This window comes from Nocardioides humi (genome assembly GCF_006494775.1).
Lineage (GTDB): Bacteria > Actinomycetota > Actinomycetes > Propionibacteriales > Nocardioidaceae > Nocardioides > Nocardioides humi.
In genome coordinates, this window is the sequence record NZ_CP041146.1 from 3,291,978 (window position 1) to 3,315,583 (window position 23,606).

17 protein-coding genes and 2 pseudogenes are annotated in these 23,606 nt (G+C 71.9%); 17 read left to right on the forward strand and 2 right to left on the reverse strand.

What is annotated here, in order from left to right:
- The first annotated feature begins 135 nt into the window (after positions 1–135).
- Genes FIV44_RS16200 through FIV44_RS32285 form a run of 8 tightly spaced genes read left to right on the forward strand, consistent with a single transcriptional unit; the run spans position 136 to position 9,868 of the window.
- Positions 136–756, forward strand: coding sequence for a TetR/AcrR family transcriptional regulator (locus tag FIV44_RS16200; RefSeq protein WP_342778831.1), 621 nt, complete (start codon positions 136–138; stop codon positions 754–756).
- Positions 753–1,547 (forward strand): TIGR03084 family metal-binding protein, encoded by a 795-nt coding sequence (locus FIV44_RS16205; protein WP_141005331.1) that lies wholly within the window; start codon positions 753–755, stop codon positions 1,545–1,547. Before FIV44_RS16200 ends, FIV44_RS16205 begins: the two co-directional genes overlap by 4 nt.
- Positions 1,544–3,286 carry an acyclic terpene utilization AtuA family protein gene (locus FIV44_RS16210; protein ID WP_141005332.1) on the forward strand — a complete coding sequence of 581 codons (1,743 nt, stop codon included), beginning with the start codon at positions 1,544–1,546 and terminating at the stop codon, positions 3,284–3,286. Before FIV44_RS16205 ends, FIV44_RS16210 begins: the two co-directional genes overlap by 4 nt.
- Positions 3,286–4,422, forward strand: a complete 1,137-nt coding sequence (locus FIV44_RS16215; RefSeq protein ID WP_141005333.1) for an acyl-CoA dehydrogenase family protein — start codon at positions 3,286–3,288, stop codon at positions 4,420–4,422. The genes FIV44_RS16210 and FIV44_RS16215 overlap by 1 nt, the downstream gene beginning before the upstream one ends.
- Complete coding sequence (locus tag FIV44_RS16220; RefSeq protein WP_141005334.1) at positions 4,422–4,907, forward strand: SRPBCC family protein; 486 nt, start codon at positions 4,422–4,424, stop codon at positions 4,905–4,907. Before FIV44_RS16215 ends, FIV44_RS16220 begins: the two co-directional genes overlap by 1 nt.
- On the forward strand, positions 4,904–6,502 hold the full coding sequence (locus FIV44_RS16225; protein ID WP_141005335.1) for an acyl-CoA carboxylase subunit beta: 1,599 nt from the start codon (positions 4,904–4,906) through the stop codon (positions 6,500–6,502). The genes FIV44_RS16220 and FIV44_RS16225 overlap by 4 nt, the downstream gene beginning before the upstream one ends.
- 10 nt (positions 6,503–6,512) lie before the next feature.
- Complete coding sequence (locus tag FIV44_RS16230; protein ID WP_342778832.1) at positions 6,513–8,507, forward strand: acetyl/propionyl/methylcrotonyl-CoA carboxylase subunit alpha; 1,995 nt, start codon at positions 6,513–6,515, stop codon at positions 8,505–8,507.
- Entirely contained in the window at positions 8,504–9,868 is a 1,365-nt protein-coding gene (locus FIV44_RS32285; protein ID WP_141005337.1) for an acyl-CoA dehydrogenase family protein, read from the forward strand. Before FIV44_RS16230 ends, FIV44_RS32285 begins: the two co-directional genes overlap by 4 nt.
- A gap of 30 nt (positions 9,869–9,898) precedes the next feature.
- On the opposite strand, the pseudogene FIV44_RS32290 reads toward FIV44_RS32285, so the two are convergent.
- Together FIV44_RS32290 and FIV44_RS16245 are read right to left on the reverse strand one after the other, a co-directional pair.
- Positions 9,899–11,257 (reverse strand): annotated as a pseudogene (locus FIV44_RS32290) (class I adenylate-forming enzyme family protein); the annotation flags it as partial.
- Positions 11,254–12,480, reverse strand: a complete 1,227-nt coding sequence (locus tag FIV44_RS16245) for an alpha-hydroxy acid oxidase (protein ID WP_219996041.1) — start codon at positions 12,478–12,480, stop codon at positions 11,254–11,256. The pseudogene FIV44_RS32290 and the gene FIV44_RS16245, both read right to left, overlap by 4 nt.
- 207 nt (positions 12,481–12,687) lie before the next feature.
- On the opposite strand from FIV44_RS16245, the gene FIV44_RS16250 reads away from it, so the two are divergent.
- The 9 genes and pseudogenes from FIV44_RS16250 (at position 12,688) to FIV44_RS16290 (ending at position 23,597) form a co-directional block, all read left to right on the forward strand.
- Positions 12,688–15,393 (forward strand): alpha-L-rhamnosidase, encoded by a 2,706-nt coding sequence (locus FIV44_RS16250; RefSeq protein ID WP_141005339.1) that lies wholly within the window; start codon positions 12,688–12,690, stop codon positions 15,391–15,393.
- Positions 15,390–16,376, forward strand: coding sequence for an ABC transporter permease (locus tag FIV44_RS16255; RefSeq protein WP_141005340.1), 987 nt, complete (start codon positions 15,390–15,392; stop codon positions 16,374–16,376). Before FIV44_RS16250 ends, FIV44_RS16255 begins: the two co-directional genes overlap by 4 nt.
- Complete coding sequence (locus FIV44_RS16260; RefSeq protein WP_141005341.1) at positions 16,373–17,248, forward strand: ABC transporter permease; 876 nt, start codon at positions 16,373–16,375, stop codon at positions 17,246–17,248. The genes FIV44_RS16255 and FIV44_RS16260 overlap by 4 nt, the downstream gene beginning before the upstream one ends.
- Positions 17,245–18,255: an ABC transporter ATP-binding protein gene (locus FIV44_RS16265; RefSeq protein WP_141005342.1), complete on the forward strand. Its 1,011-nt coding sequence runs from the start codon at positions 17,245–17,247 to the stop codon at positions 18,253–18,255. The genes FIV44_RS16260 and FIV44_RS16265 overlap by 4 nt, the downstream gene beginning before the upstream one ends.
- Positions 18,252–19,205, forward strand: a complete 954-nt coding sequence (locus FIV44_RS16270; protein ID WP_141005343.1) for an ABC transporter ATP-binding protein — start codon at positions 18,252–18,254, stop codon at positions 19,203–19,205. The genes FIV44_RS16265 and FIV44_RS16270 overlap by 4 nt, the downstream gene beginning before the upstream one ends.
- Before the next feature lie 205 nt (positions 19,206–19,410).
- Positions 19,411–20,847, forward strand: coding sequence for an ABC transporter substrate-binding protein (locus FIV44_RS16275; RefSeq protein ID WP_181410621.1), 1,437 nt, complete (start codon positions 19,411–19,413; stop codon positions 20,845–20,847).
- A 40-nt stretch (positions 20,848–20,887) separates the two neighbouring features.
- Positions 20,888–21,693, forward strand: a pseudogene (locus FIV44_RS16280) (SDR family NAD(P)-dependent oxidoreductase).
- 45 nt (positions 21,694–21,738) lie between these two features.
- Entirely contained in the window at positions 21,739–22,668 is a 930-nt protein-coding gene (locus tag FIV44_RS16285; RefSeq protein ID WP_141005346.1) for an NAD(P)-dependent oxidoreductase, read from the forward strand.
- A complete protein-coding gene (locus tag FIV44_RS16290; protein ID WP_141005347.1) occupies positions 22,665–23,597 on the forward strand; it encodes a zinc-dependent alcohol dehydrogenase in 933 nt (310 codons plus the stop codon). The genes FIV44_RS16285 and FIV44_RS16290 overlap by 4 nt, the downstream gene beginning before the upstream one ends.
- Positions 23,598–23,606 lie beyond the last annotated feature (9 nt).

A 23,606-nucleotide genomic window follows, 5' to 3' on the forward strand; every position in this document is an offset into this window, starting at 1 on the left:
GTGAGCGCCGGCGACTGCGGGAGCGGCCACCCGGTGCGCTCCCGGGCTGGCCGGCACCACCGTAGCCCGCTGGCCGGCGGTCCCGCATTTAAAGTCAGGCTTGACTGTTTGTTTGTCCGGCGCCATGCTGACGTCGTGACCACGCCCGCGACCGCCCGCGTCCCCCAGGAGGAGCGGACCCGTGCGATGCGGCAGCGGCTGATGGACGCGACCGTGGAGCTGCTGGTCGAGAGGGGCTTCGGCGGTACGACGACCACGCTGGTCTCCGAGCGCGCGGGCGTCAGCCGGGGAGCGCAGCTGCACCACTTCCCGACCAAGAACGACCTCGTCGTCGCGGCGGTCAGCCATCTCACCGCGATCCGCGGCTCCGACCTCGAGGCCGCGGTCGCCAGGCTGCCGCAGGGGGAGGGGCGGACCGAGGCGGTCGTGCAGATGCTCGGCGAGCACTTCGCCTCGCCCGTGTTCACCGCCGCGCTGGAGCTGTGGGTGGCGGCCCGCACCGATCCGTCCCTGCACGAGGCGGTCGGGCCGCTGGAGCAGCACGTCGGGCGCGAGACCCACCGGCTGACCGTCGAGCTGCTCGGCGCCGACGAGTCGGTGCCCGGCGTACGCGAGCTCGTGCAGGCCACCCTCGACCTGGTCCGCGGCCTCGGGCTCGCCAACACGCTCGGCGACGACGCCCGCCGGCGCCGTCGCATCCTCAACCAGTGGGCGCGCACGCTCGACGCGGCCCTCGACCCCCGGGAGAAGCCATGACGAACGTCCTCGACGAGCTGCTCGCCGACCTCCACACGGAGAGTCACCTGCTCCGGACGGCCGTCGCGGCGGCCGACGCCTGGACCCGGGACACGCCGGCCGCGGGCTGGACGGTGGCCACCCAGATCGCCCACCTGGCCTGGACCGACGAGGTGGCCGTGCTCGCCGCCGGTGCCGACACCGAGGAGGGCAAGGAGGCCTGGGACGCCGTCGTGCTGAAGGCGATCGAGGACCCGGCCGGGTTCGTGGACGCCAGCGCCCACGAGCTCGCCGCGCTCCCGCCCGCCGAGCTGCTGGGTCGCTGGGACATCGCCCGCGCCGGACTCGTCACGGCCCTGCGCGCCCGGCCCGCGGGCACCAAGATGCCGTGGTTCGGGCCGCCCATGTCGCCGACGTCGATGGCGACGGCGAGGTTCATGGAGACGTGGGCGCACGGGCTGGACGTCTACGAGACGATCGGCGCGGTGCCGGAGCCGACCGACCGGATCAAGCATGTCGCCCACATCGGCGTGCGCACCCGGGACTTCGCCTACGCCAACAACGGCCTGGAGCCGCCGGCCGAGGACTTCCGCGTGGAGCTCACGGCTCCCAGCGGGGAGCTGTGGACCTGGGGACCTCCGGATGCGAAGCAGACCGTGAGCGGAGCGTCGTACGACTTCTGCCGGCTGGTCACCCAGCGCATCCACCGCGACGACACCGACCTGGTGGCCGTCGGCGACGACGCCGAGAAGTGGCTCACCATCGCGCAGGCGTTCGCCGGTCCGGCCGGTGGCGGGAGGGATCCCCGATGACTTCACCCCTGAAGATCGCCAACTGCAGCGGCTTCTACGGCGACCGCCTGAGTGCGCTGCAGGAGCAGCTCGAGGGCGGCGACGTCGACGTCGTCACCGGCGACTACCTCGCCGAGCTGACCATGCTCATCCTCGGCATGGACACCCTGCGCGACGCCGACCTCGGCTACGCCCGCACCTTCCTCAAGCAGCTCGAGGGCACCCTGGGCCTCGCCCTCGACAAGGGCGTGAGGATCGTCAGCAACGCCGGCGGTCTCAACCCCGCCGGCCTCGCCACCCAGATCCAGAAGCTCGCGGCCGAGCTGGGGCTCGGCGCCAAGGTGGCGTACGTCGAGGGCGACGACCTGCGCGCGGCCGATCCCCAAGAGACAGGCATCAGTGAGGGAGCGCTCACCGCCAACGCCTACCTCGGCGCGTTCGGCATCGCCGCCGCCCTGACCCGTGGCGCCGACATCGTCGTCACCGGGCGCGTCACCGACGCCAGTGTCGTCGTCGGTCCCGCGATCGCCCACCACGGCTGGACCCCCACCGACTACGACGCCCTGGCCGGCGCCGTCGTCGCCGGCCATGTCATCGAGTGCGGCACCCAGGCCACGGGCGGCAACTTCTCCGGGTTCACCGACCTGTTCAAGGCCGGCGCGCCGATGGACCGTCCGCTCGGCTTCCCGATCGCCGAGGTCGCCGCCGACGGCAGCAGCGTGATCACCAAGCACGACGGCACCGGCGGCGCGGTCACCGTCGACACCGTGACCGCCCAGCTGCTCTACGAGATCCAGACGACGCGCTACCTCAACCCCGACGTCACCACCCGCCTCGACTCGATCCGGCTGCGTCAGCAGGCGCCTGATCGCGTCCAGATCTCCGGCGTCACCGGCGCCCCGCCCGCCGAGCAGCTCAAGGTCGCGGTCAACCGGCTCGGCGGCTACCGCAACCAGGTGGAGTTCGTGCTCACCGGCCTCGACATCGACGCCAAGGCCGCCTGGGTCCGGTCGCAGCTCGACCCCCAGCTGACCGCCGCCGACATCACCTGGACCCAGACCCCCGCCCGCGGCGGCGACGCCGACACCGAGGAGGGCGCCTCGGTGATCCTGCGCTGCATCGGCAAGGACCCCGAGGCCGGACCGCTCGGCAAGCCCTTCACCGGGCCCGCCGTCGAGCTCGCGCTCGCGTCGTACCCCGGCTTCACGATGACCACGCCGCCCCAGAAGCCCTCGCCGTTCGGCGTCTACACCCCGGAGTACGTCGACAGGGGGCAGGTGGAGCACACGGTCGTCCACCACGACGGCACCCGCGAGGTGATCGCCGACCCGACCGTGTTCGCCGGCCCGGCGGAGCTGGACCCGGACGTGGGGCGGCGGCCCTCGCCGTACCCCGCCCCGCCCGACACGATCACCCGCAAGATGCCGCTCGGCACCTTCGTGCACGCCCGCTCCGGCGACAAGGGCGGCGATGCCAACCTCGGGCTGTGGGTCAAGAACGACGGCTCGCCGAAGTACGAGGCGCGGGTGCAGTGGCTCGCCAAGATCGTCAAGGACCGCAAGATCCGCGAGCTGATCCCCGAGGCGAGGGAGCTCGACGTCGACGTCTACGTGCTGCCCAACCTGGGCGCGGTCAACGTCGTCATCCACGGCCTGCTCGGCGACGGGGTCGCCGCGTCCACCCGGTTCGACCCGCAGGCCAAGGGCCTGGGCGAGTGGGTCCGCAGCCGGATCGTCCACATCCAGGAGGACCTCGTCTGATGCATTGGTCAGCGGAGCGCCAGGCGCTCAAGGAGTCGGCGACGGAGTTCGCGCGCCGCGAGATCATGCCCGGCCTGCAGGAGTGGGAGGACGCCGGCGAGCTGCCGCGCAGCCTCACCGAGGCCGCCGCCAAGGCCGGCCTGCTCAGCGTCGGCTACCCCGAGGAGGTCGGCGGCGAGGGCGGCGACCTGCTCGACGCGTGCGCGCTGCAGGAGGGCCTGATGGAGGCGGGCGCGTCCGGCGGGCTGATGGCCTCGCTGTTCACCCACGGCATCTCGGTCCCGCACATGGTGGAGAACGGCTCGCCGTACCTCATCGACCGCTACGTCCGCCCCACCCTGCGCGGCGAGATGATCGGCGGCCTCGGCATCACCGAGCCGGGCGGCGGGTCCGACGTCGCCGGCATCACGACGCGGGCGGTGCGTGACGGCGATCAGTACGTCATCAACGGCGCCAAGACGTTCATCACCTCCGCGGTCCGCGGCGACTTCGTCGTCACCGCCTGCCGCACCGGCGAGGAGGGCCACGCCGGCATCTCGCTGATCGTGGTCGACAAGGGCACGCCCGGCTTCACCGTCCAGCGATCGCTCAAGAAGATGGGCTGGCACTGCTCCGACACCGCCGAGCTGTCGTACGCCGATGTCCGGGTGCCGGTCGAGAACCTGGTCGGGCAGGAGAACCAGGGCTTCTACTACATCGCCCAGCAGTTCGTGGTGGAGCGGATCTTCCTCGCGCTGATGGGCTACGGGCACGCGAAGCGCTGCCTCGACCTCGCGGCGCAGTACACCCGCGAGCGGGAGACCTTCGGCAAGCCGCTCAACAAGAACCAGGTCGTCCGTGCCCAGCTCGTCGAGATGCACCGGCAGGTCGAGGTCGCCCGGACGTACACGCTCGCGGTGGCCGAGCGTCATGTCGCCGGTGAGGACGTCATCGCCGAGGCCTGCCTGGCCAAGCAGACCGCCGTCGACACCGCGGTCGCGGTCTCCGACATCGCGGTCCAGCTGCACGGCGGCACCGGGTACATGCACGGCACCGAGGTCGAGCGGCACTACCGCGACGCCCGGCTGCTCCCGATCGGCGGCGGCGCGACCGAGGTCCTCACCGACCTCGCCGCCCGCCTGCTGGGCTATGCCTGATGGGGATCCTGAAGCCGCTCGGCGGCGAGGTCACGGTCCACATGAGGGCGCCGGTCGAGGACGTGTGGGCGCTGGTCAGCGACGTGAGCCGGATCGGCGAGTTCTCCCCGGAGACCTTCGAGGCGGTCTGGACCCACGGCGCCACCGGTCCCGCGGTCGGCGCCCGGTTCAAGGGGCACGTCAAGCGCAACGGCGTCGGGCCGACGTACTGGACGCCCTGCACGGTGACCGCGTGTGTCCCGCCTGACGACAAAGGAGTGGGGGTCTTCGAGTTCGGCGTAGGCCTCGACGAGCACCCGATCAACACGTGGGGCTACCGGATGCAGCCCGAGAACGAGGGCACGAGCGTCACCGAGTACTTCCGGCTCACGCCGGCCTGGTACATCCGCGGCTACTGGCTCCTGCTGGGCCGGCTGCGCGGCCGGACCAACGAGCGCGGGATGCGCACGACCCTGGAGAGGATGAAGGCGGTGCTGGAGGCATGACCACGACGGAGGCGGAGGCGCCGGAGCAGGACCGGCGTACGGCCATGGAGGCCAAGATCGCGGACCTGCACGCCGAGCAGGCCAAGGCGGTCGAGGCCGGCGGCAAGTACATCGCGCGCCACCACGAGCGGGGCAAGCTGACCGCTCGGGAGCGGATCGAGCTGTTGGTCGACGAGGGCTCGGCGTTCCTGGAGCTGATGCCGCTGGCGGGCTGGGGGAGCGACTTCGCGGTCGGCGCCTCGCTCGTCACCGGCATCGGCGTGGTCGAGGGCGTGGAGTGCATGATCGTCGCCAACGACCCGACGGTGAAGGGCGGCGCGCTCAACCCGTGGTCGCTGCGGAAGTCGTTCCGGGCCGGCGAGATCGCGGAGAAGAACATGCTCCCGCTGATCAACCTCACCGAGTCGGGTGGCGCGGACCTGCCCACCCAGAAGGAGATCTTCATCCCCGGCGGGCGCGGGTTCCGGGACCTGACCCGGGCCAGCGCGCGCAAGCAGCCCACCATCTCGGTGGTGTTCGGGAACTCGACCGCGGGCGGCGCGTACGTCCCCGGCATGAGCGACTACGTGATCATGGTCAAGGAGCAGGCCAAGGTGTTCCTGGCCGGGCCGCCGCTGGTGAAGATGGCGACGGGTGAGGAGTCCGACGACGAGACCCTCGGCGGCGCCGAGATGCACTCGCGGGTCTCCGGCTCCTCGGACTTCCTGGCGGTCGACGAGCACGACGCGCTGCGGTTGGCTCGCCGTACCGTCGCCCGGTTGAACTGGCGCAAGGCCGGGGTTTCGCCGGCCACCACGTACGCCGAGCCGGACCTCGACCCGGAGGACCTGCTCGACCTGATCCCCACCGACCTCAAGGAGCCGTTCGACCCGCGTGAGGCGATCCTGCGCATCGTGGACGGGACGGGTCCCGGGAACGAGGTGGCGTTCGACGAGTTCAAGCCGCTCTACGGCTCGGCGCTGTGCGTCGGGTGGGCGCAGCTGCACGGTCACCCGATCGGGATCATCGCCAACGCCCGCGGGGTGCTGATGAGCGAGGAGGCGCAGAAGGCCGCGCAGTTCATCCAGTTGGCCAACCAGAAGGACACCCCGCTGCTGTTCCTGCACAACACCACCGGCTACATGGTGGGCGCGGAGTACGAGCAGGGCGGGATCATCAAGCACGGCGCGATGATGATCAACGCGGTCTCCAACTCGAAGGTCCCGCACCTGACGGTGATCATGGGTGCCTCCTACGGCGCCGGCAACTACGGCATGAACGGTCGCGCCTACGATCCGCGGTTCCTGTTCACCTGGCCCTCGGCGAAGTCGTCGGTGATGGGCCCGGCGCAGCTGGCCGGGGTGCTGGAGATCGTGGCGCGCGAGTCGGCGGAGAAGAAGGGCCAGCCCTTCGACGCCGAGGGGTTCAAGGCGATCAAGGAGATGGTCGAGACCCAGATCGAGGAGCAGTCCCTGCCCTACGTGCTGTCCGGGATGGTGTACGACGACGGGGTCATCGACCCGCGCGACACCCGCACGGTGCTGGGGATCTGCCTGTCCGTCATCGACAACCAGCCGATCGAGGGCGCCATGAACTTCGGCGTCTTCCGCATGTGAGGTGCTTCCCGTGACCATCCAGAGACTCCTGGTCGCCAACCGCGGCGAGATCGCCCGCCGCGTGTTCCGCACCTGCCGGGACCTCGGCATCGAGACGGTGGCGGTGCACTCCGACGCCGACGCGGGGCTGCCGTTCGTGGCTGAGGCGGATGCCGCCGTACGGCTGTCGGGGAACACGCCCGCCGAGACCTACCTGCGCGGCGAGCTGATCATCGACGCCGCCCGGCGGGCGGGCGCGGACGCGATCCACCCCGGCTACGGATTCCTGTCCGAGAACGCCGACTTCGCCAACGCCGTCGAGGCGGCCGGGCTGGTCTGGGTCGGCCCGGCGCCGGACTCCATCGAGCGGATGGGCTCGAAGATCGAGTCCAAGAAGCTGATGGAGGCCGCCGGCGTGCCGGTGCTCGGCAATCTCACCGTCGATACGGCCACCGAGGACGACCTGCCGCTGCTGGTCAAGGCGTCCGCCGGCGGTGGCGGCCGCGGGATGCGCGTGGTGCGCTCTCTCGGCGAGCTGCCGGGGGAGGTGGAGAAGGCCGCTGCGGAGGCGGAGTCGGCCTTCGGCGACGGCACGGTCTTCGTCGAGCCGTACGTCGAGCGCGGCCGCCACGTCGAGGTCCAGGTCGTCGGCGACGGCAAGACTGTCATCCCGTTCGGGACACGAGATTGCTCGCTGCAGCGTCGTCACCAGAAGGTCGTCGAGGAGGCACCCGCTCCGGGGCTCTCGGCCGAAGTGGAGCGACGCATCCAGGAGGCGGCCCGGGATGCGGCAGCGAGCGTGGACTATGTCGGCGCGGGGACGGTCGAATTCCTCTACGACGCGGACACCGAGAAGTTCTACTTCCTCGAGATGAATACCCGCCTCCAGGTCGAGCACCCGGTCACCGAGGCAACGTGCGACGTCGACCTGGTCGCCCTGCAGATCGCGATCGCGGAGGGTCGGTCGCTCGGCGATCGCAGCGACGACTGGCCTGGCACTCGCCATCGAGGACACGCCATCGAGGTCCGGCTCTATGCGGAGGATCCGTCCGCCGACTATGCCCCTCAGACCGGCCGTCTGCTGGAGTTCTCTGTCGAGCACGACTACGAGTTTGACTCGCCCGCCTTCGGGGTCCGGGTCGACACCGGCTTCGAGACCGGCGATGACGTCGGCACCTTCTACGACGCGATGCTGGCCAAGGTCATCGTGCATGCGTCGAGTCGCGAGAAGGCGGCACGTCTGCTGGCGCGGACCCTGGAGACGGCCCGGATCCACGGCCTGACCACGAACCGCGACCAGCTGGTCGCCTCGCTGCGGCACCCGGCCTTCCTCGACCCGGCCGGCCTGGCCACGTCGTTCTACGCCGACCACCCGGAGACCCTCGCCACCGCGGGCGCCGACGACCTGCTGCCGTTCGCCGGCGCGGTCGCGCTGGCCGAGCACCGCCGCACCACCGCACGGGTGCAGTCCCGGATCCCGGCCGGCTTCCGCAATGTGGCGGCCGGGCCGCGCTCGACCCGCTTCGGCGTGGGCGGCGTGGGTGGGGACGAGGTCGAGGTGCTCTGGTGCGGCGGCACCGCCGGCTACCGCAGCGCCGACCGGGAGGACGTCACCGTCGTCGCGGCGACGCCGGCCGAGGTGGTCCTCGAGACCGACGGGGTGACCCGGCGCTACGACGTCCGCGTGCTCACCGACGTGGTGCTGGTCGACGGCCCGCGCGGCGGGTCCACGCTGCGGATCGTGCCCCGCTTCGTCGACCCCGCCACCCAGGTCGCGGCGGGCTCGATGCTCGCGCCCATGCCCGGCAGCGTGGTCTCGGTCAGCGCGGCGGTCGGGGACGTCGTACAGGAAGGGCAGACCATCCTCGTGATGGAGGCCATGAAGATGCAGCACACCATCGCAGCGCCCTATGCGGGCACCGTCACCGAGCTGTCGGCGGCCGCCGGTCAGCAGGTCGAGGCGGGCGCCGTGCTCGCCGTCGTAGAGGCCACCGAGGCCGCCGAGTCCGAAGGAGACGACGCATGACCATCCCGTTCACCGAGTCCGAGGAGCGGGTCGCGCTGCGCGAGTCCGTCAAGGCCCTGGCCGGGAAGTACGGCCACGCCTATGTCGCCGTGCAGGCCCGCAAGGGCGAGAAGACGACCGCCCTGTGGGACGACTTCGGCAAGCACGGCTTCATCGGCGTCAACATCCCCGAGGAGTACGGCGGCGGGGGCGGCGGCATGGGCGACCTGGCGGCCGTCCTCGAGGAGGCGTCCGCGCAGGGCGCCCCGCTGCTGATGATGGTCGTCTCGCCGGCGATCGTCGGCTCGATCATCACCCGCTGCGGCACCGAGGAGCAGAAGCGCCAGTGGCTGCCGGGGATCGCCAGCGGCGAGACCGTCGCCGCGTTCGCGATCACCGAGCCCGACGCCGGCTCCAACAGCCACCAGATCGCCACCACCGCGACGCGCGACGGCGATTCCTGGGTGATCAAGGGCCAGAAGACGTTCATCTCCGGGGTCGACGAGGCCGACGTGATCCTGGTCGTGGCGCGCACCGCCGACGCCAAGACCGGCAAGCTCAAGCCCGCGCTGTTCCTGATGCCGACCGACGCACCCGGTCTCGAGCGGCAGCACATCCCGATGGAGTTCGTCGCTCCGGAGAAGCAGTGGACGCTCTTCTTCGACGACGTCCGGCTGCCGGATGACGCGCTGGTCGGCGACGAGGACGGCGGCCTGTGGCAGCTCTTCGCCGGCCTCAACCCGGAGCGGATCATGGGCGCGGCGATGACCTGCGGCCAGGCCCGCTACGCGCTGGAGAAGGCGGTCGACTACGCCAAGACCCGCACCGTGTGGAAGGACCAGCCGATCGGCGCCCACCAGGGCATCGCGCACCCGCTGGCCAAGGTGAAGATCGAGCTCGAGCAGGCCCGGCTGCTGATGCAGAAGGCGGCCGCGCTCTACGACGCCGGCGACGACTTCACGGCGGGCGAGTACGCCAACATGGCCAAGTACGCCGGCGGCGAGATCGCCTGCAACGCGCTCGACGTCGCGGTCCAGACCCACGGCGGAAGCGGACTGACCACCGAGCTCGGCCTCGGCAACCAGCTCGTCGCCGCCCGCCTCGGCCGGATCGCCCCCGTCAGCCGGGAGATGATCCTCAACTTCGTCGCCATGCACTCTCTGGGCTGCCCAAGTCGTACTGAGTACCGCGCCCCGTGCGTATTCGTCGAGAGTTCCGGGATATCTCGACGAATACGCATGGGGCGCGAAGTGGTCGCGGCCGTCAGCCCCGCAGGTCGTCGCGGCGGATCTTCCCGGTGGCGGTCTTCGGGAGGTCCGCGACCAGATGCACCTCGCGCGGTGCCTTGTACGCCGCCAGCCGGGTGCGGGTGTGCGCGATGAGCTCCTCGGGGTGGTGGTGCGCCCCGCGGCGAGGACGACGTGCGCGACCACGGCCTCACCGCGGTAGTCGTCGGGCCGGCCGATCACGGCCGCCTCGTGCACGGCGGGGTGCTCGTAGAGGACGTCCTCGACCTCGCGCGGCCACACCTTGTAGCCGGAGACGTTGATCTGGTCCTTGAGCCGGTCGACCAGGTAGATCCAGCCGTGTACGTCGACCACGACGACGTCGCCGGTGTGCAGCCGGCCCGCGGGCATGGTGCGCCCAGTGGCCTCCGGGTTGCCCCAGTAGCCCGGCACGACCTGAGCGCCGGTGAGCACCAGCTCGCCGGGCTCCCCGGGCGCGGTGGGATCGTCCTCGTCGGTGACGACCTCGATGCCGACACCGGGCAGTGCCCGGCCGATGGCGGCGGCGCCGGAGAGGGGGTCGACCGGGGCGGCGTCGCCGAGCGGGACGGCGATCACGGCCGACGTCGACTCGGTCATGCCGTAGACGTTGTGGAGCGCGACGCCGAAGCGCTCCCGGAACCGGTCGATCGAGGCCTGGGGGACGGGAGCCCCGCCGGTGTAGACGGCGCGCAGTGACGTCAGGTGGCGGCGTTCCGCCCAGTCCAGCTGCTCGATCGCGTGGAAGGCGGTGATCGAGGCGATGGTGAACGTCGCCCCCTCGGCCTCGATGGTCCTGACCGCATCGGCGGGGTCGAAGCGGCCCGACAGCGCGAGGGTGCCTCCGCCGACGAGCGCGAGCGCACCCGAGGCGACCGCTCCGGTGATGTGGAAGAGGGGCGCGGCGGCGTACACGACGTCCTCGTCACTCAGCCCGATCCAGTCGCCGAACCGCTCGACGGTCGCCAGCACGTTGCCGTGGGTGTTCATCGCGCCCTTCGGCGGCCCGGTGGTGCCCGAGGTGTAGGTGAGTATCGCGAGGTCGGCGGGGGCGACGGCGTGCTCGGGTACGGCGCCGGCGTGCGCGGCGATCACGTCGGCCAGGGTGGGGTCGTCGTCGGCGACGCCGAGCCACCACGCGACGCTCGTCCCCTCGGCCGCGTGCCGGAGCTCGTCGATGTCGGCGGTGGAGGTGAGGACGCCCACGGCACCGGAGTCGGCGAGGAGGTGGCGCAGCTCGCGGTCGCGGTACATCGGGTTGGCCAGCACGCCCACCGCGCCGAGCCGCCACAGGGCCAGCAGGGCGAGGGGGAAGGCGGGCACGTTCTGCAGGTGCAGCGCGACCCGGTCCCCGGCGCCGACGCCGCGCTCGGCCAGCTCGGCGGCGAGCGCGGCGGCGTCGGCGTCCAGCTCGGCGGCGCTCCAGCGCCGGCCGCGGTGACTCAGCGCCACCCCGTCGGGCCGGGCCGCGACCCGGCTGCGCCAGGCGGCTGCCAGGGTCGTCATCGCCGTGCCCCGGGCAGGGTGACGTGGCGCGGTGCCAGCTCGGCAACCGAGCGTGCGCCGAGCAGGCGCATGGTGCGGGCGAGCTGGGACTCCAGGATGGAGATGCTGCGCTCCACGCCGGGCAGGCCGCCGGCCATCAGCCCGTAGAGATAGGCGCGCCCGATCAGCACGAAGTCGGCGCCGAGGGCGAGCGCGGCGGCGATGTCCTGACCGTGCATGACGCCGGTGTCGAGGATGATCCCGGTGTCCTCCCCGACTGCGGCGCGGGTCTCGGGCAGGAGGGTGAGAGGTACCGGCGCCCGGTCGAGCTGGCGGCCGCCGTGGTTGGAGAGGACGACGGCGTCCGCGCCGGCGTCGACGACGCGGCGGGCGTCCTCGACGGTCTGGATGCCCTTGACCACGAGCTTCCCGGGCCACCGCTCGCGCAGCCAGGCCAGGTCGTCGTAGGAGACCGACGGGTCGAACATGGCGTCCAGCAGGTCGGCGATCGTGCCCGACCAGCTGGTGAGCGAGGCGAAGGTCAGCGGAGGCGTGGTGAGCAGGTCGATCCACCACCGCGGGCGGGGGATCGCGTCGACGACGGTGCGTGGGGTGAGGGTGGGCGGGATCGTCATGCCGTTGCGCACGTCGCGCAGCCGGGCGCCGGCTACCGGCACGTCGACGGTGACGACGAGCGTGTCGTAGCCCGCTGCGGCCGCGCGGTCGACCAGCCCGATCGAGCGCTCGCGATCGGTCCACATGTAGAGCTGGAACCAACGCCGGCCGCCGGGCGCGGCGAAGGCGACGTCCTCGAGCGAGGTGGTCGCCATCGTCGAGAGCGTGTACGGGATGCCCGCTCGCTGGGCGGCGACCGCGCCGGCGATCTCCCCCTCGCTGTGCATCAGCCGGGTGAACCCGGTCGGGGCGATGCCGAAGGGCAGCCGGCTGCTCGCGCCGAGGATCTCGACCGACAGGTCGAGGCTGCTCACATCCCGGAGGATCTCGGGGTGGAAGGTCAGCTCGCGGAAGGTCGCGCGGGCGCGGTCGAGCGAGACCTCCGCGTCGGCCGCTCCGTCGGTGTAGTCGAACGCCGCACGGGGGGTCCGGCGCCGCGCCATCGCGCGCAGTTCCTCGATGGTGTGGGCCTGCTCGAGCCGGTGGCGCCGGCCGAAGGCGGGACGCCGGAAGCGGATCAGCGGGGCGAGGTCGCGCCAGCGGGGGAGCCGGCGGGGAGTGCGCGGCATCAAGAGTTCATCTACTTGAACTTCGGTTCGCCTACTTGACATGTGACGGACGGTACACCAAGGTGAGGGCATCCGCCGAGACCGGCCGTCGCCGGACGAGGGCGGAGATCGTGAGGGACGACCGGGCCGTTCCCGCCCCGACGGCCAGGCACTGCGCCCTGCCCGGTTCGACGCCCTCGCGTGTCGCCCGAGAGGAAGTGAGACTCCGTGAAGCAGGTCCCTGCCGAGGTCGCCACCCTCGCCCCGCTGGCAGTGCCCGCGACCGAGGTGCGCGCCGGGCTGCCCGCACGTGAGGACCACCGCCTGCGTGCCGGCTTCCGGCGGCACGCGCTCGGACTGCCGGTGCGCGCGACCACGCTGACCTGGGAGCCCGGTGCCGCCGTCGCGCCCGGGACCGGCTTCGTGGTCGAGGCGACGCTCGCCGGTGAGCAGGTCTGGAGGTCCGCGGTCGACCGTCCGGTCGCGGCCCTCCCGGCCGAGGTCGCCGCGACCGCCCGCCGTCTCGAGTGGCGGGTGCGCAGCGCCGACGACGCCTGGACCAGCGAGACCGCGGCCGTCGAGTTCGGGCTCGCCGGCAGCGCGCAGTGGCAGGCACCGTGGATCGCCGCCCCGGTCAACCCGTTCGCCCGGGAGACCGACGACCCGGCGCCGTACCTGCGCCGCGAGATCGAGCTCGCCGAGGTCCCCGAGGCCGCGCGGCTGTACGTCACCGCGCTCGGCATCTACCGGATCTGGGTCAACGGCGTCGAGATCACCGCCGACGACCTCCTCCGCCCCGGATGGACCGAGTACGGCGTCCGGGTGCACCACCAGACCTTCGCCGTCGAGGCGCGCCTGCGCCCCGGCCGGAACGTCGTCGCCGTCGCCCTCGCCAAGGGCTGGTACGCCGGCCGGGTCGGCCTGCTCCGCGTCCCCGGCCTGTACGGCGAGCGACCCGCCCTGCGCCTCCAGCTCGAGTCGACCACACCCGCCGGGGAGCGCACGCTGCTGCTCGGCACGTCGCAGGAGTGGCGCGCGGGCACCGGCGCGGTCCGGGCCACCGACATGCTCCGCGGCGAGATCCTCGACCTGCGCCGCGAACCGCACGGATGGACCGACCCCGGCTACGACGACGCCGGCTGGGCCGCGGCCGAGACCATCACACCCGACCCGTTCCCGGAGATCACCCCGCAGCCGCACGACACGGTCAGCGTCCTGGAGGTCCGCACCGGCGAGCTGGTGCGCGAGCACGGCCGCGGACCGGTGGTCTTCGACTTCGGCCAGAACCTCGTCGGCTGGACCCGGGTGACCTCGGCGCTGCTGCCCCGCACCGAGGTCGTCGTCCGGCACGGCGAGATGCTCACGCCCGAGGACCTCGTCTACCGCGACAACCTGCGCGGCGCCTTCGCCGAGGACCGCTTCGCCGGCGACGGCGAGGGCCGGCAGACCCTGGAGCCCCGGTTCACCGTGCACGGCTTCCGCTACGCCGAGATCTGGGGCCTGCCCAGCACCGACGCCTACGGCAACTACGCCCTCCCCGACGACGTCGAGGTCGAGGCGGTCACGCTGACCGCGCTGCCCGAGGAGGTCGGCCGGTTCGAGAGCAGCAACGCGCTGCTCAACAGCTTCGCCTCGGCGATCGAGTGGACGGTACGGGACAACTTCATCGAGGTGCCGACCGACTGCCCGCAGCGCGACGAGCGGCTCGGCTGGCTCGGCGACGCCGGGGTGATCGCGCCGACCGCGCGCTACTTCCTCGACGTCGCGTCCTTCCTCGGGAAGTTCGTCCAGGACATCGCCGACACGCAGGGACCGGACGGAGAGATCCGCTCCTACGTGTCGCCGGTGCCGCCGGGCGACCGTCGACCGGGTGCACCGGGCTGGGCCGACGGCTTCGTGCGGATGGCACATGTGCTCGCGGACACCTACGGCGACCTGACCACGGTGGACCGCGTCTTCGGTGCGCTGGAGCGGTTCTGCGATCACGTCGACCGGCACAACCCCGACGGGCTGCGGGTCAACGAGGTCGGCGCCGACTTCGCCGACTGGCTCTCGCTGCCGGAGAAGGACGGCGAGCCGCTGCACCCCGGCTACGCCTGGACCGGGGCGCGCTCGACCGCGCCCCGCCCGATCGTCGGCACCGCGCACACCTACCGCTCGCTGCGCCAGCTCGCCGAGCTCGCCCGCTGGACCGGTCGCGACGCCGAGGGCCGCCGCCTCGACGATCGAGCCGAGGAGGTGCGCGCGGCGTACCGCACGGCCTTCGTGCACGACTCCCTGGAGATCCCCGGCGCGACCCAGACCGTGTACGCGCAGGCGATCGGCTTCGGCATCTTCGAGGGCGAGGACGCGGTGGTCGCCGCCGACCGGCTGGCCGCCATGGTCCAGGCACGCGGCCACGTGACCACCGGAATCCACGGTGTGCAGCACGTGCTGCCGGCACTGATGCGGCACGGCCACGCCGAGCTGGGGTACGAGATGCTGCTGCGTGAGGAGATGCCGGGCTGGCTCTACATGGCCGCGCGCGGAGCCACGACGGTGTGGGAGAAGTGGGACGGACTGCGGCCCGACGCCACGCTGTCCACCGCACAGATGAACTCGTTCAACCATTGCGCTCTCGGCGCGGTCGGGGCCGCCCTCTTCGAGGAGGTGGCCGGCATCGGCGTCGGCGGTGCGCTTCGCGCGGGCCGGGTCGACGTACGGCCGGTGTACTCCGAGCGGCTCGGCTGGGCCGGTGCCGTCCACGACAGCGCGCTCGGCCGGATCGGCAGCCGCTGGGTCCATCACGGCGACCGGGTGGACCAGGAGATCGTCGTCCCGGCGGGCGGCAGTGCGACCTTCGTCGTCCCGGACGGCTGGCGGGTCGGCGACGCTGGCACTCTCGAGCTCGCGGCCGGAACCCACCGCCTCGTCGCGACCCGGAGCCGCACGTGAACCGCGCGCGCCTGCTCCGGATCGGCCTGAAGGTGCTGCGACTCGTCGCGGTGCTGCTGGTGGTCTCGACCCTGTGCTTCTTCAGCCTCGCGCTGCTTCCCGGCGACCCGGCTCGCCTCATGCTCGGCGACGCGGCGACGGACCAGTCCGTCGCGACCCTGCGCGACCAGCTCGGCCTCGACCTGCCGATGATGCAGCGGTTCACCGACTGGCTCGGCGGCGTCGTGACCGGCGACCTCGGCAGCTCCTATCGCACGGGACAGGCGGTCACCCGGATCCTGGCGGAGCGCGCGCCGGTCACCATCGAGCTGATCCTGCTCAGCCAGGTCATCGCTCTCGGGCTCGCGATCCCCGCCGCGATCGTGGCCGCGCACCGCCGGCGGACGGGCACCGACCGGGCACTGAGCCTGTGGGTGTTCACCTCGCTCTCGACGCCCGACTTCGTGGTGGGGGTCGTGCTCGTGTGGATCTTCTCGGTCCAGCTGGGCTGGCTGCCCGCCAACGGCTACTCGCCCTGGTCCGAGGGCGTCTCCGCCCACCTCTCCTCGTTGCTCATGCCGGCGATCGCGCTGGCCGGGACCTCCTTCGCCCTCTATCAGCGGGTGCTGCGTGCGGACCTCGTGGAGACCCTGCGTCAGGACTACATCGAGGTGGCCCGGGCGAAGGGCATCTCGTCGGCGCGGATCACCTTCCGCCACGCGCTGCGTCCCAGCCTGCTCGGCCTGAGCACGCAGATCGGCGTCACCGTCGGCATGCTGATCGGCTCGACAGTGGTCGTGGAGTCGCTGTTCGGCCTGCCCGGCATCGGCGACGAGCTCGCCGGCGCGGTCACCGCACGCGACTACATCGAGGTCCAGGGACTGGTGCTGGTCATCGCCGCCTGCTTCGTCCTCGTCAACGCACTGGTGGACGTGCTCTATCCCGTGATCGATCCGCGTCTGGCCAAGGCGGGATCCCGCCGAACCCGAGGAGGTGCCCGGTGACCGCAGCTCCCGCCCCCACCCCGACACCCGCGCGACGGCGCCGCTCCCGCCGCGGACGACCCTGGACGATCGCGGAGAGGCTCTCCGCCGCGTGGCTGCTGGTCCTCGTGGTCGGCATGCTGCTCCTGCCGCCCCTGCGCGGCATCGACCCGCTGGACATCGGCGCCGACGCCCGCTTCGCCGGACCGGGCGGCGACCACTGGCTGGGTGCGGACAATCTGGGTCGCGACCTGCTCGCCCGCGCCCTGGACGGCGCGCAGGTCTCGGTGATGATCGGCATCGGGTCGGTGCTGATCGCGGCCGTGATCGGCGTACCGCTGGGGATGGTGTCGGCGTACTTCGGCGGGATCGCCGCCGCCGTGATCTCCTTCGTCGTCGACGTGATCCTCGCCTTCCCGGGCCTGGTGCTGGCCCTCGGCCTCGCCTCCTTCCTCGGCGCGAGCGTGACCAACGTGATGATCGCGATCACCGTCCCCATGTTCCCGGTCTTCGTCCGGCTGGCCCGCGCGCAGACGCTGGCACTGCTGGAGACGGAGTACCTCGAGGCCAGCGAGGTGATCGGCACGCCGGTGCTCTCGATCATGCGCCGCGACGTGCTGCCCAATATCGCCGAGGCGATCCTGGCGTTCGGCTTCGTGAGCATCGGCCGCGCGATCCTGATCGAGGGCAGCCTGAGCTTCCTGGGGATCGGCGTCCCCCGGACCCAGCCGACCTGGGGCGGCATGATCAACGAGGGCCGGATCTACATGACCACCGAGCCGCTGCTCATCCTCGTGCCCGCCGCCTTCCTCCTGCTGACCATCCTCAGCCTGAACCTGATCTCCGACAGGTTCCTGGTCGACGGCGACCCGGTGACGGGAGCGAGCGCATGACCGCTGAGAGTCCGCTGCTGCGGATCACCGACCTCGTCGTCGAGTTCCCGACCGCCGGGGGGCCGCTCCGGGCGGTGGACGGGGTGAGCCTCGAGGTGGCTCAGGGCCAGCGGGTCGGGATCGTCGGCGAGTCCGGCTCGGGCAAGTCGGTGCTCTCCCGTACGGCGATGGGCCTGCTGGGTCGCAAGGACGCCCGGATCAGCGGCGAGATCACCTTCCAGGGACGCTCGCTGCTCGACATGGGGGATCGCCAGCGACGCGACCTGTGGGGGCGCGAGATCGCGATGGTCTTCCAGGACCCGCTCAGCTCCCTGCACCCGATCACCCCGGTGGGCGACCAGATCGTGGAGACCCTGCGGCGGGATCCGGCGATGGACAAGAGGGCCGCTCGTGCTCGTGCGGTGGAGCTGCTCGACATGGTCGGCATCCCGCAGGCCGAGCGCCGCCTCCGTGCCCGGGCGCACGAGCTGTCCGGAGGGATGCGCCAGCGGGTGATGATCGCGATCGCGGTCGCCAACCGGCCGTCCCTGCTGTTCGCCGACGAGCCGACGACCGCGCTCGACGTCACCGTCCAGGCCCGGATCCTCGAGCTCTTCGACGAGCTGTGCCGTGAGCTGTCCATCGGCCTGGTGATGGTCAGCCACGACCTGGGCGTCGTCGCCCAGCACACCGACTCCGTCGCCGTGATGTACGCCGGTCGGATCGTCGAGCGCGGACCGGTCGACGACGTGCTGCGGGCACCGAGGATGCGCTATACGAACGCACTCCTCGCCGCGATCCCGCGGATGGGCGAGGGACGGCGGGAGCTGCCGCGCCCGATCGGAGGCCTGCCGCCCGACCTGATCCACCCGCCCGCCGGCTGTCGCTTCGCCCCGCGCTGCGCCCACGCCGTCGAGGCCTGCGCCGACCAGGTGCCGGCCTTCCGGCCCGTGCCGGAGGCTCCGAGCCATGAGTACGCCTGCTGGAACCCCGCGAGCAGGCCGGTCCGCACCGAGGAGGCGAGATGAACGACGCGCTCACGCCGGTGCTGGAGATCCGCGGTGGCGGCGTCACCTTCCGGGACGCCGACCGCAGGGAGTTCCACGCCATCGAGGACGTCGACCTGCAGCTCCGCAGGGGTGAGATCCTCGGCCTGGTCGGGGAGTCCGGCTGCGGCAAGTCGACGACCGCGCGGGTCTTGATGGGCCTGCAGGCACTCAGCGCCGGCGAGATCCTGCTGGACGGCGCGCCGGTACCTGCCCGGCGCCACTCGCTCGCGCCGCGGGTGCAGGCGATCTTCCAGAACCCCGCCGGCTCCTTCAACCCGCGCCGCTCCCTCCTCGACTCGGTCGCCGAGCCGCTGCGGGTGTGGAAGCGCGGCAACGCCACCGAGAGGCGGGAGCGGGCCCTGCAGGAGCTGGAGCGCGTCGGCATCTCCCCCCAGATGGCCCGGCGCCGTCCGTCGGAGGTCTCCGGCGGGCAGTGCCAGCGCGCGGCGATCGCCCGGGCGACGGTGCTGCGACCGGAGGTGCTGATCTGCGACGAGCCGGTCTCGGCGCTCGACGTGTCCATCCAGGCGCAGATCCTGGAGCTGCTGGCCGAGCTGCGGGCGGAGCAGGGCCTGGCGATGCTGTTCATCTCGCACGACCTGTCCGTCGTGTCGACCCTCTGCGACCGCACCGCGGTGATGTACGCCGGAACGGTGGTCGAGCAGGGCGACACCTCCGCGGCGACGGACCGGCCGCGACACCCGTACACCGCGATCCTGCACGACTCGGTGCCCGTCCTCACCCCCGCCGCCCACGCCGGCGAGGGGCTGCGCATGCGGTCGGTCGCGGGCACGGTCGACGGCCGGGCCGAGCCCGGATGCCGGTTCGCCGGCCTGTGCCCGCTGGTCCAGGAGGACTGTCGCGCGGCACGTCCCGAACTGCCGGCAGGGGCGCACAGCGCCGCCTGCCTGCACCCGCTGGAGGCCTGACCTGTGGGCGCCCAGCACCTGCAACGCACGCCGACGTGCGTAGGAAACACAAGGAGATGAGATGACCAGATTCGGATCGGGCGCGCTCGGACGCCTCCGGGCCGCCATGGCCGCGTCCGTCGCCGGGGCACTTCTGCTCGCGGGTTGCTCGGGAGCGGAGTCAGGCGGCGGTGACCCCCAGTCCGGCGGCACGTTGCGAGTCGGGATGAGCTCCGAGGTCACCACCCTCGACCCGGCCAAGGGCTCGGCCAACGCGATGGCCCTGACCGGGTACGCGATCTACGACACCTTGATGAAGGTCGAGGAGTTCGGTGACGAGCCGACGCCCAATATCGCCGAGTCTATGGAGGCCAACGAGGACTTCACGACCTGGACGATGAAGCTGCCCTCGGGCCTGAAGTTCAGCGACGACACCCCGTTCGACGCCGCGGCCGTCAAGTTCAACATCGACCGCCATATCGCGCCCGACGCCGCGTCGACGGCCGCCGCCCTGCTGTCCTCGGTCGAGTCGGTCGAGGCTCCCGACGCCACCACCGTCGTCTTCACGATGAAGCAGCCCGACGCCTCGCTGCCCTACGCCTTCTCCTACGACGGCAGCGGCACCGCCGGCTACATCGCCTCCCCGACGGCGCTGCAGGAGTACGGCGACGACTACACCGACCACGCCTCCGGTGTCGGCCCGTACATGCTCGAGTCGTGGGGGCCGGGCAAGGACACCGTGCTGGTCCGCAACCCCAACTACTGGGGTGAGGAGGAGCCCTACCTCGACCGCGTGCAGATCCGCCTGATCGAGGACGAGCAGCAGCGGTTCCAGGCACTGCAGGCGGGCGATATCGACTACGCGCCCACCATCAACCCGACGATCATGCTCCAGGCCCAGAACGACGCCTCGCTCAACTTCGTGCAGGGCGTCGGCAAGGACCAGGACGCGGTGGCGTTCAACCTGACCAAGCCGCCGTTCGACGACATCCGGGTCAGGCGCGCGGTCTCGATGGCCCTGGACCGCGACGAGATCGTGGCCCTGACCAAGGAGGGCCTCGCCGATCCCGCCGTCAGCCTGTTCCCCGAGTCCTACCCGTTCCACAACGACCACGAGGTCCCGGGCTACGACCTCGAGCAGGCCAAGAGCCTGGTGGCGGAGTACGAGGCCGATACCGGCAACAAGGTCTCCTTCACCTACATGTGCCGTCCCACGGTCAACACCACCGACGTGATCGAGCGCCAGCTCGCCAAGGCCGGCATGGACGTGAAGGTCGACGTCCAGGAGACCACGACCGCGGTGTCCAACTTCATCGCCGGCAAGTACGACGCCGCCTGCTGGGCGATGGCCGGCTTCCTGGCTCCCGACCAGCTCCCGTACCGGTTCTTCCACTCCTCCGGCGACCTCAACAGCATGGGCTTCGACAACGCGGAGTTCGACGCTCTGGTCGACGAGGCCCGAGGGACCGACGACCAGGAGAAGCGCAAGCAGCTCTGGAGCGACGCCGACGGCATCCTCACCGAGGAGCTCCCGTGGGCCTGGACCACCGGCATGCCGGCGGGCTTCGTCTACTCCGAGCGGGTTCACAGCGTCGATCTGGAGGAGCCGGGCCGGCTCCGGTACTCGGTGCCGACCATCAACAACGTATGGCTCGCGGACTGACCTGAGCGTCCGCGGGAGAGATCGGAGAGGGGAAGACGAGATGGAGAACGCAGACCAGCGACCCAGGGTCGCGCTGGTGACCGGTGCCGCATCGGGCATCGGCCGGGCCACCGCCGAGCTGTTCGCCGCCCGGGGGTTCACCGTGGCTGCGCTCGACATCGCCGAGGACCGCCTGCAGCAGGTGGCGGCCGAGGCTTCCGGATCCGAGCGGATCCACCCGATCCCGGTCGATGTCTCCGACCGGGACCGGGTGGGATTCGCGGTCGAGCAGGTGGCGGCGACCCACGGCGGCGTCGACGTGGTCGTCAACTGCGCCGCCAACTTCCTGGCTCGCGGCATCGACGTCTCCCCGGAGGAGTGGGACGCCGTGCTGCGGGTCAACGTCCGCGGCATCAGCAACGTGGTACAGGCCGCCCACCCCACCTGGCGCGTGCCGCGGGAGCCGCTGTGGTCAACGTGGCCAGCATCTCCGCGCACATCGCCCAGCCGCAACGCTGGACCTACAACACCACGAAGGCCGCGATCGTCGGCCTCACCCGCTGCATGGCGATGGATCTGTCCGCCGACGGGATCCGGGTCAACTCGGTCTCCCCTGGCTGGATCTGGACACCGGAGGTCGCCGCCGCGGCCGCCGACGGCGGCCGCGAGCGCTGGGAGCCGGTCTGGGGCCGCTTCCATCTGCTCCGCAGACTCGGCGAGGCCGCCGAGGTGGCCGCGGCGATCGGCTTCCTGTGCTCCTCGGAGGCGAGCTTCATCACCGGCGTCGACCTGCCCGTCGACGGCGGCTACCTGGCGATGGGTCCCGAGGGGCTCGGCGACACCTCCAGTTTCGCCGGCTCGGCCTGAGCGTGGACTGAGCCCGGCATCACCAACAACGACAAGAGAGTTCCCATGCGAAGAATCGTCATCACCGACACCAACCTGGGCGACGGCTCCCACGAGCGGGCCGAGCTCGGCGAGGGATACCACGTGACCCTCGCCGGGGTGCTCACCGAGGACGAGGTGATCGCGGCCGCCCAGGAGGCCGAGGGCCTGCTGGTGCAGTGGGCGCCGCTGACCGAGCGGGTCTTCGCCGGGCTCCCCGGACTCCGTGCGGTGGTGCGCTACGGCATCGGTCTCGACAACATCGATCTCGACGCCGCCGCCCGTCACGGCGTGGCCGTCAGCAACGTGGACGACTACTGCATCGCGGAGGTCGCCGACCACGCCGCAGCCTCGATCTACGCCCACAGCCGGCGACTGGTCGCGGCCGCGCGCCGGGTCGCCGACCACGGCTGGGGCACAGCCGGGATCGCCGCGCCACTGCCGCCCGCGCAGGACCCGGTCGGCGTCGCGGGCTTCGGCCGGATCGGCCGCGCGGTCGCCGACCGGGTCTCCGCGCTCGGCTTCCCGGTGCACGTGTGGGACCCGTTCGCGACCGACATACCTGCCTCGGTCACGCGGCACGCCACGCTCGGCGAGCTCGCCGCCGCGGTGAGCCACCTGACCCTGCACATGCCGTCGACGGCCGAGACGGCGGGCGTCATCGACGGATCCGTGCTCGCCGCGCTCGGCGAGGGCGGCCACCTGGTCAACACCGCGCGAGGCGCGCTCGTCGACGAGGAGGCCCTGCTCGCGGCGCTCGACGCCGGCACGCTCGGCTTCGCCTCGCTCGACGTGCTCACCAGCGAGCCGCCGACCGGCGTCGCAGCGCAGGTCGCCGCGCACCCCCGGGTGCTGGTCAACCCTCACATCGCCTACCTGTCGACGGAGTCGCTGCCCCAGCTGCGGGTCCGCGCCGCCGCCCGGCTCGCTGCCCTCCTCGAGGACGCCGCCCGATGAGGGCCCTGGTGTTCACCGGCCCCGGCGTGGTCGAGCTCCAGGACGTCCCCGCGCCGGTCGCGGGCGAGGGGGAGGTGGAGATCCAGGTCGTCGCCTCCGGCATCTGCGGCAGCGAGCTGCACGGGATCACCCACACCGAGTTCCGCAAGCCGCCGCTGGTGATGGGACACGAGTTCTCCGGGACGACATCCGACGGACGCCGGGTCACCGTCAACCCGCTGCTCAGCTGCGGCACCTGCGCCGCCTGCCTCCGCGGCGACGAGCAGTTGTGCGAGTCGCGCGCGATCATCGGCATCGACGCCCCGGGCGCCTTCGCCGAGCGGGTCGTCGTCCCGGAGCGGGCGGTCCGCGAGCTCCCGGACGAGCTGTCCTTCACGGAGGCGGCGCTGGTCGAACCGCTCGCCAACGCCGTGCACGCCGTACGGCTGGCGGACCTGGGACCCGACAGCCGTGTCGCGATCCTCGGTGCGGGCACCATCGGCCTGGCCTGCCTCCTCGTCGCGCTCGAGCACACCACCGACGTGACTGTCACCGACCTCGCGCCCGGCCGGCTCGAGCTGGCAGCGAGTCTCGGCGCGGCCCACACCGGCACGGCCCTGGAGGGGCGCTACGACGCGGTCATCGACGCGGTCGGCGCCGAGGCGACCCACCGGGCGTCGGTCGAGTTCCTCCGGCCGGGCGGCACCGCGGTGTGGATCGGACTGCTCAGTGCGTCGGCCGGCTTCGACGGACAGGAGATCGTGCGCGCGGAGAAGCGGGTGGTCGGCTCGTACTGCTACACACCCCGGGACTTCGACGCGGCGCTCGACCTGGCGACCCGGGTTCGGCTGGACTGGGCCACCTCGTTCCCTCTCACGGAGGGAGCCTCGGTGTTCACCAGTCTCATGTCGGGCGTCACCGAGACGACCAAAGCACTGTTGATGCCCTGACCGCGAGGT

Bases quoted from the DNA above. Each gene is read 5' to 3' on its own strand.
- FIV44_RS16205 (WP_141005331.1), top strand. From the start codon at position 753: ATGACGAACGTCCTCGACGAGCTGCTCGCCGACCTCCACACGGAGAGT.
- FIV44_RS16210 (WP_141005332.1), top strand. From the start codon at position 1,544: ATGACTTCACCCCTGAAGATCGCCAACTGCAGCGGCTTCTACGGCGAC.
- FIV44_RS16215 (WP_141005333.1), top strand. From the start codon at position 3,286: ATGCATTGGTCAGCGGAGCGCCAGGCGCTCAAGGAGTCGGCGACGGAG.
- FIV44_RS16220 (WP_141005334.1), top strand. From the start codon at position 4,422: ATGGGGATCCTGAAGCCGCTCGGCGGCGAGGTCACGGTCCACATGAGG.
- FIV44_RS16225 (WP_141005335.1), top strand. From the start codon at position 4,904: ATGACCACGACGGAGGCGGAGGCGCCGGAGCAGGACCGGCGTACGGCC.
- FIV44_RS32285 (WP_141005337.1), top strand. From the start codon at position 8,504: ATGACCATCCCGTTCACCGAGTCCGAGGAGCGGGTCGCGCTGCGCGAG.
- FIV44_RS16245 (WP_219996041.1), bottom strand. From the start codon at position 12,480: ATGCCGCGCACTCCCCGCCGGCTCCCCCGCTGGCGCGACCTCGCCCCG.
- FIV44_RS16265 (WP_141005342.1), top strand. From the start codon at position 17,245: ATGACCGCTGAGAGTCCGCTGCTGCGGATCACCGACCTCGTCGTCGAG.
- FIV44_RS16270 (WP_141005343.1), top strand. From the start codon at position 18,252: ATGAACGACGCGCTCACGCCGGTGCTGGAGATCCGCGGTGGCGGCGTC.
- FIV44_RS16275 (WP_181410621.1), top strand. From the start codon at position 19,411: ATGAGCTCCGAGGTCACCACCCTCGACCCGGCCAAGGGCTCGGCCAAC.
- FIV44_RS16285 (WP_141005346.1), top strand. From the start codon at position 21,739: ATGCGAAGAATCGTCATCACCGACACCAACCTGGGCGACGGCTCCCAC.
- FIV44_RS16290 (WP_141005347.1), top strand. From the start codon at position 22,665: ATGAGGGCCCTGGTGTTCACCGGCCCCGGCGTGGTCGAGCTCCAGGAC.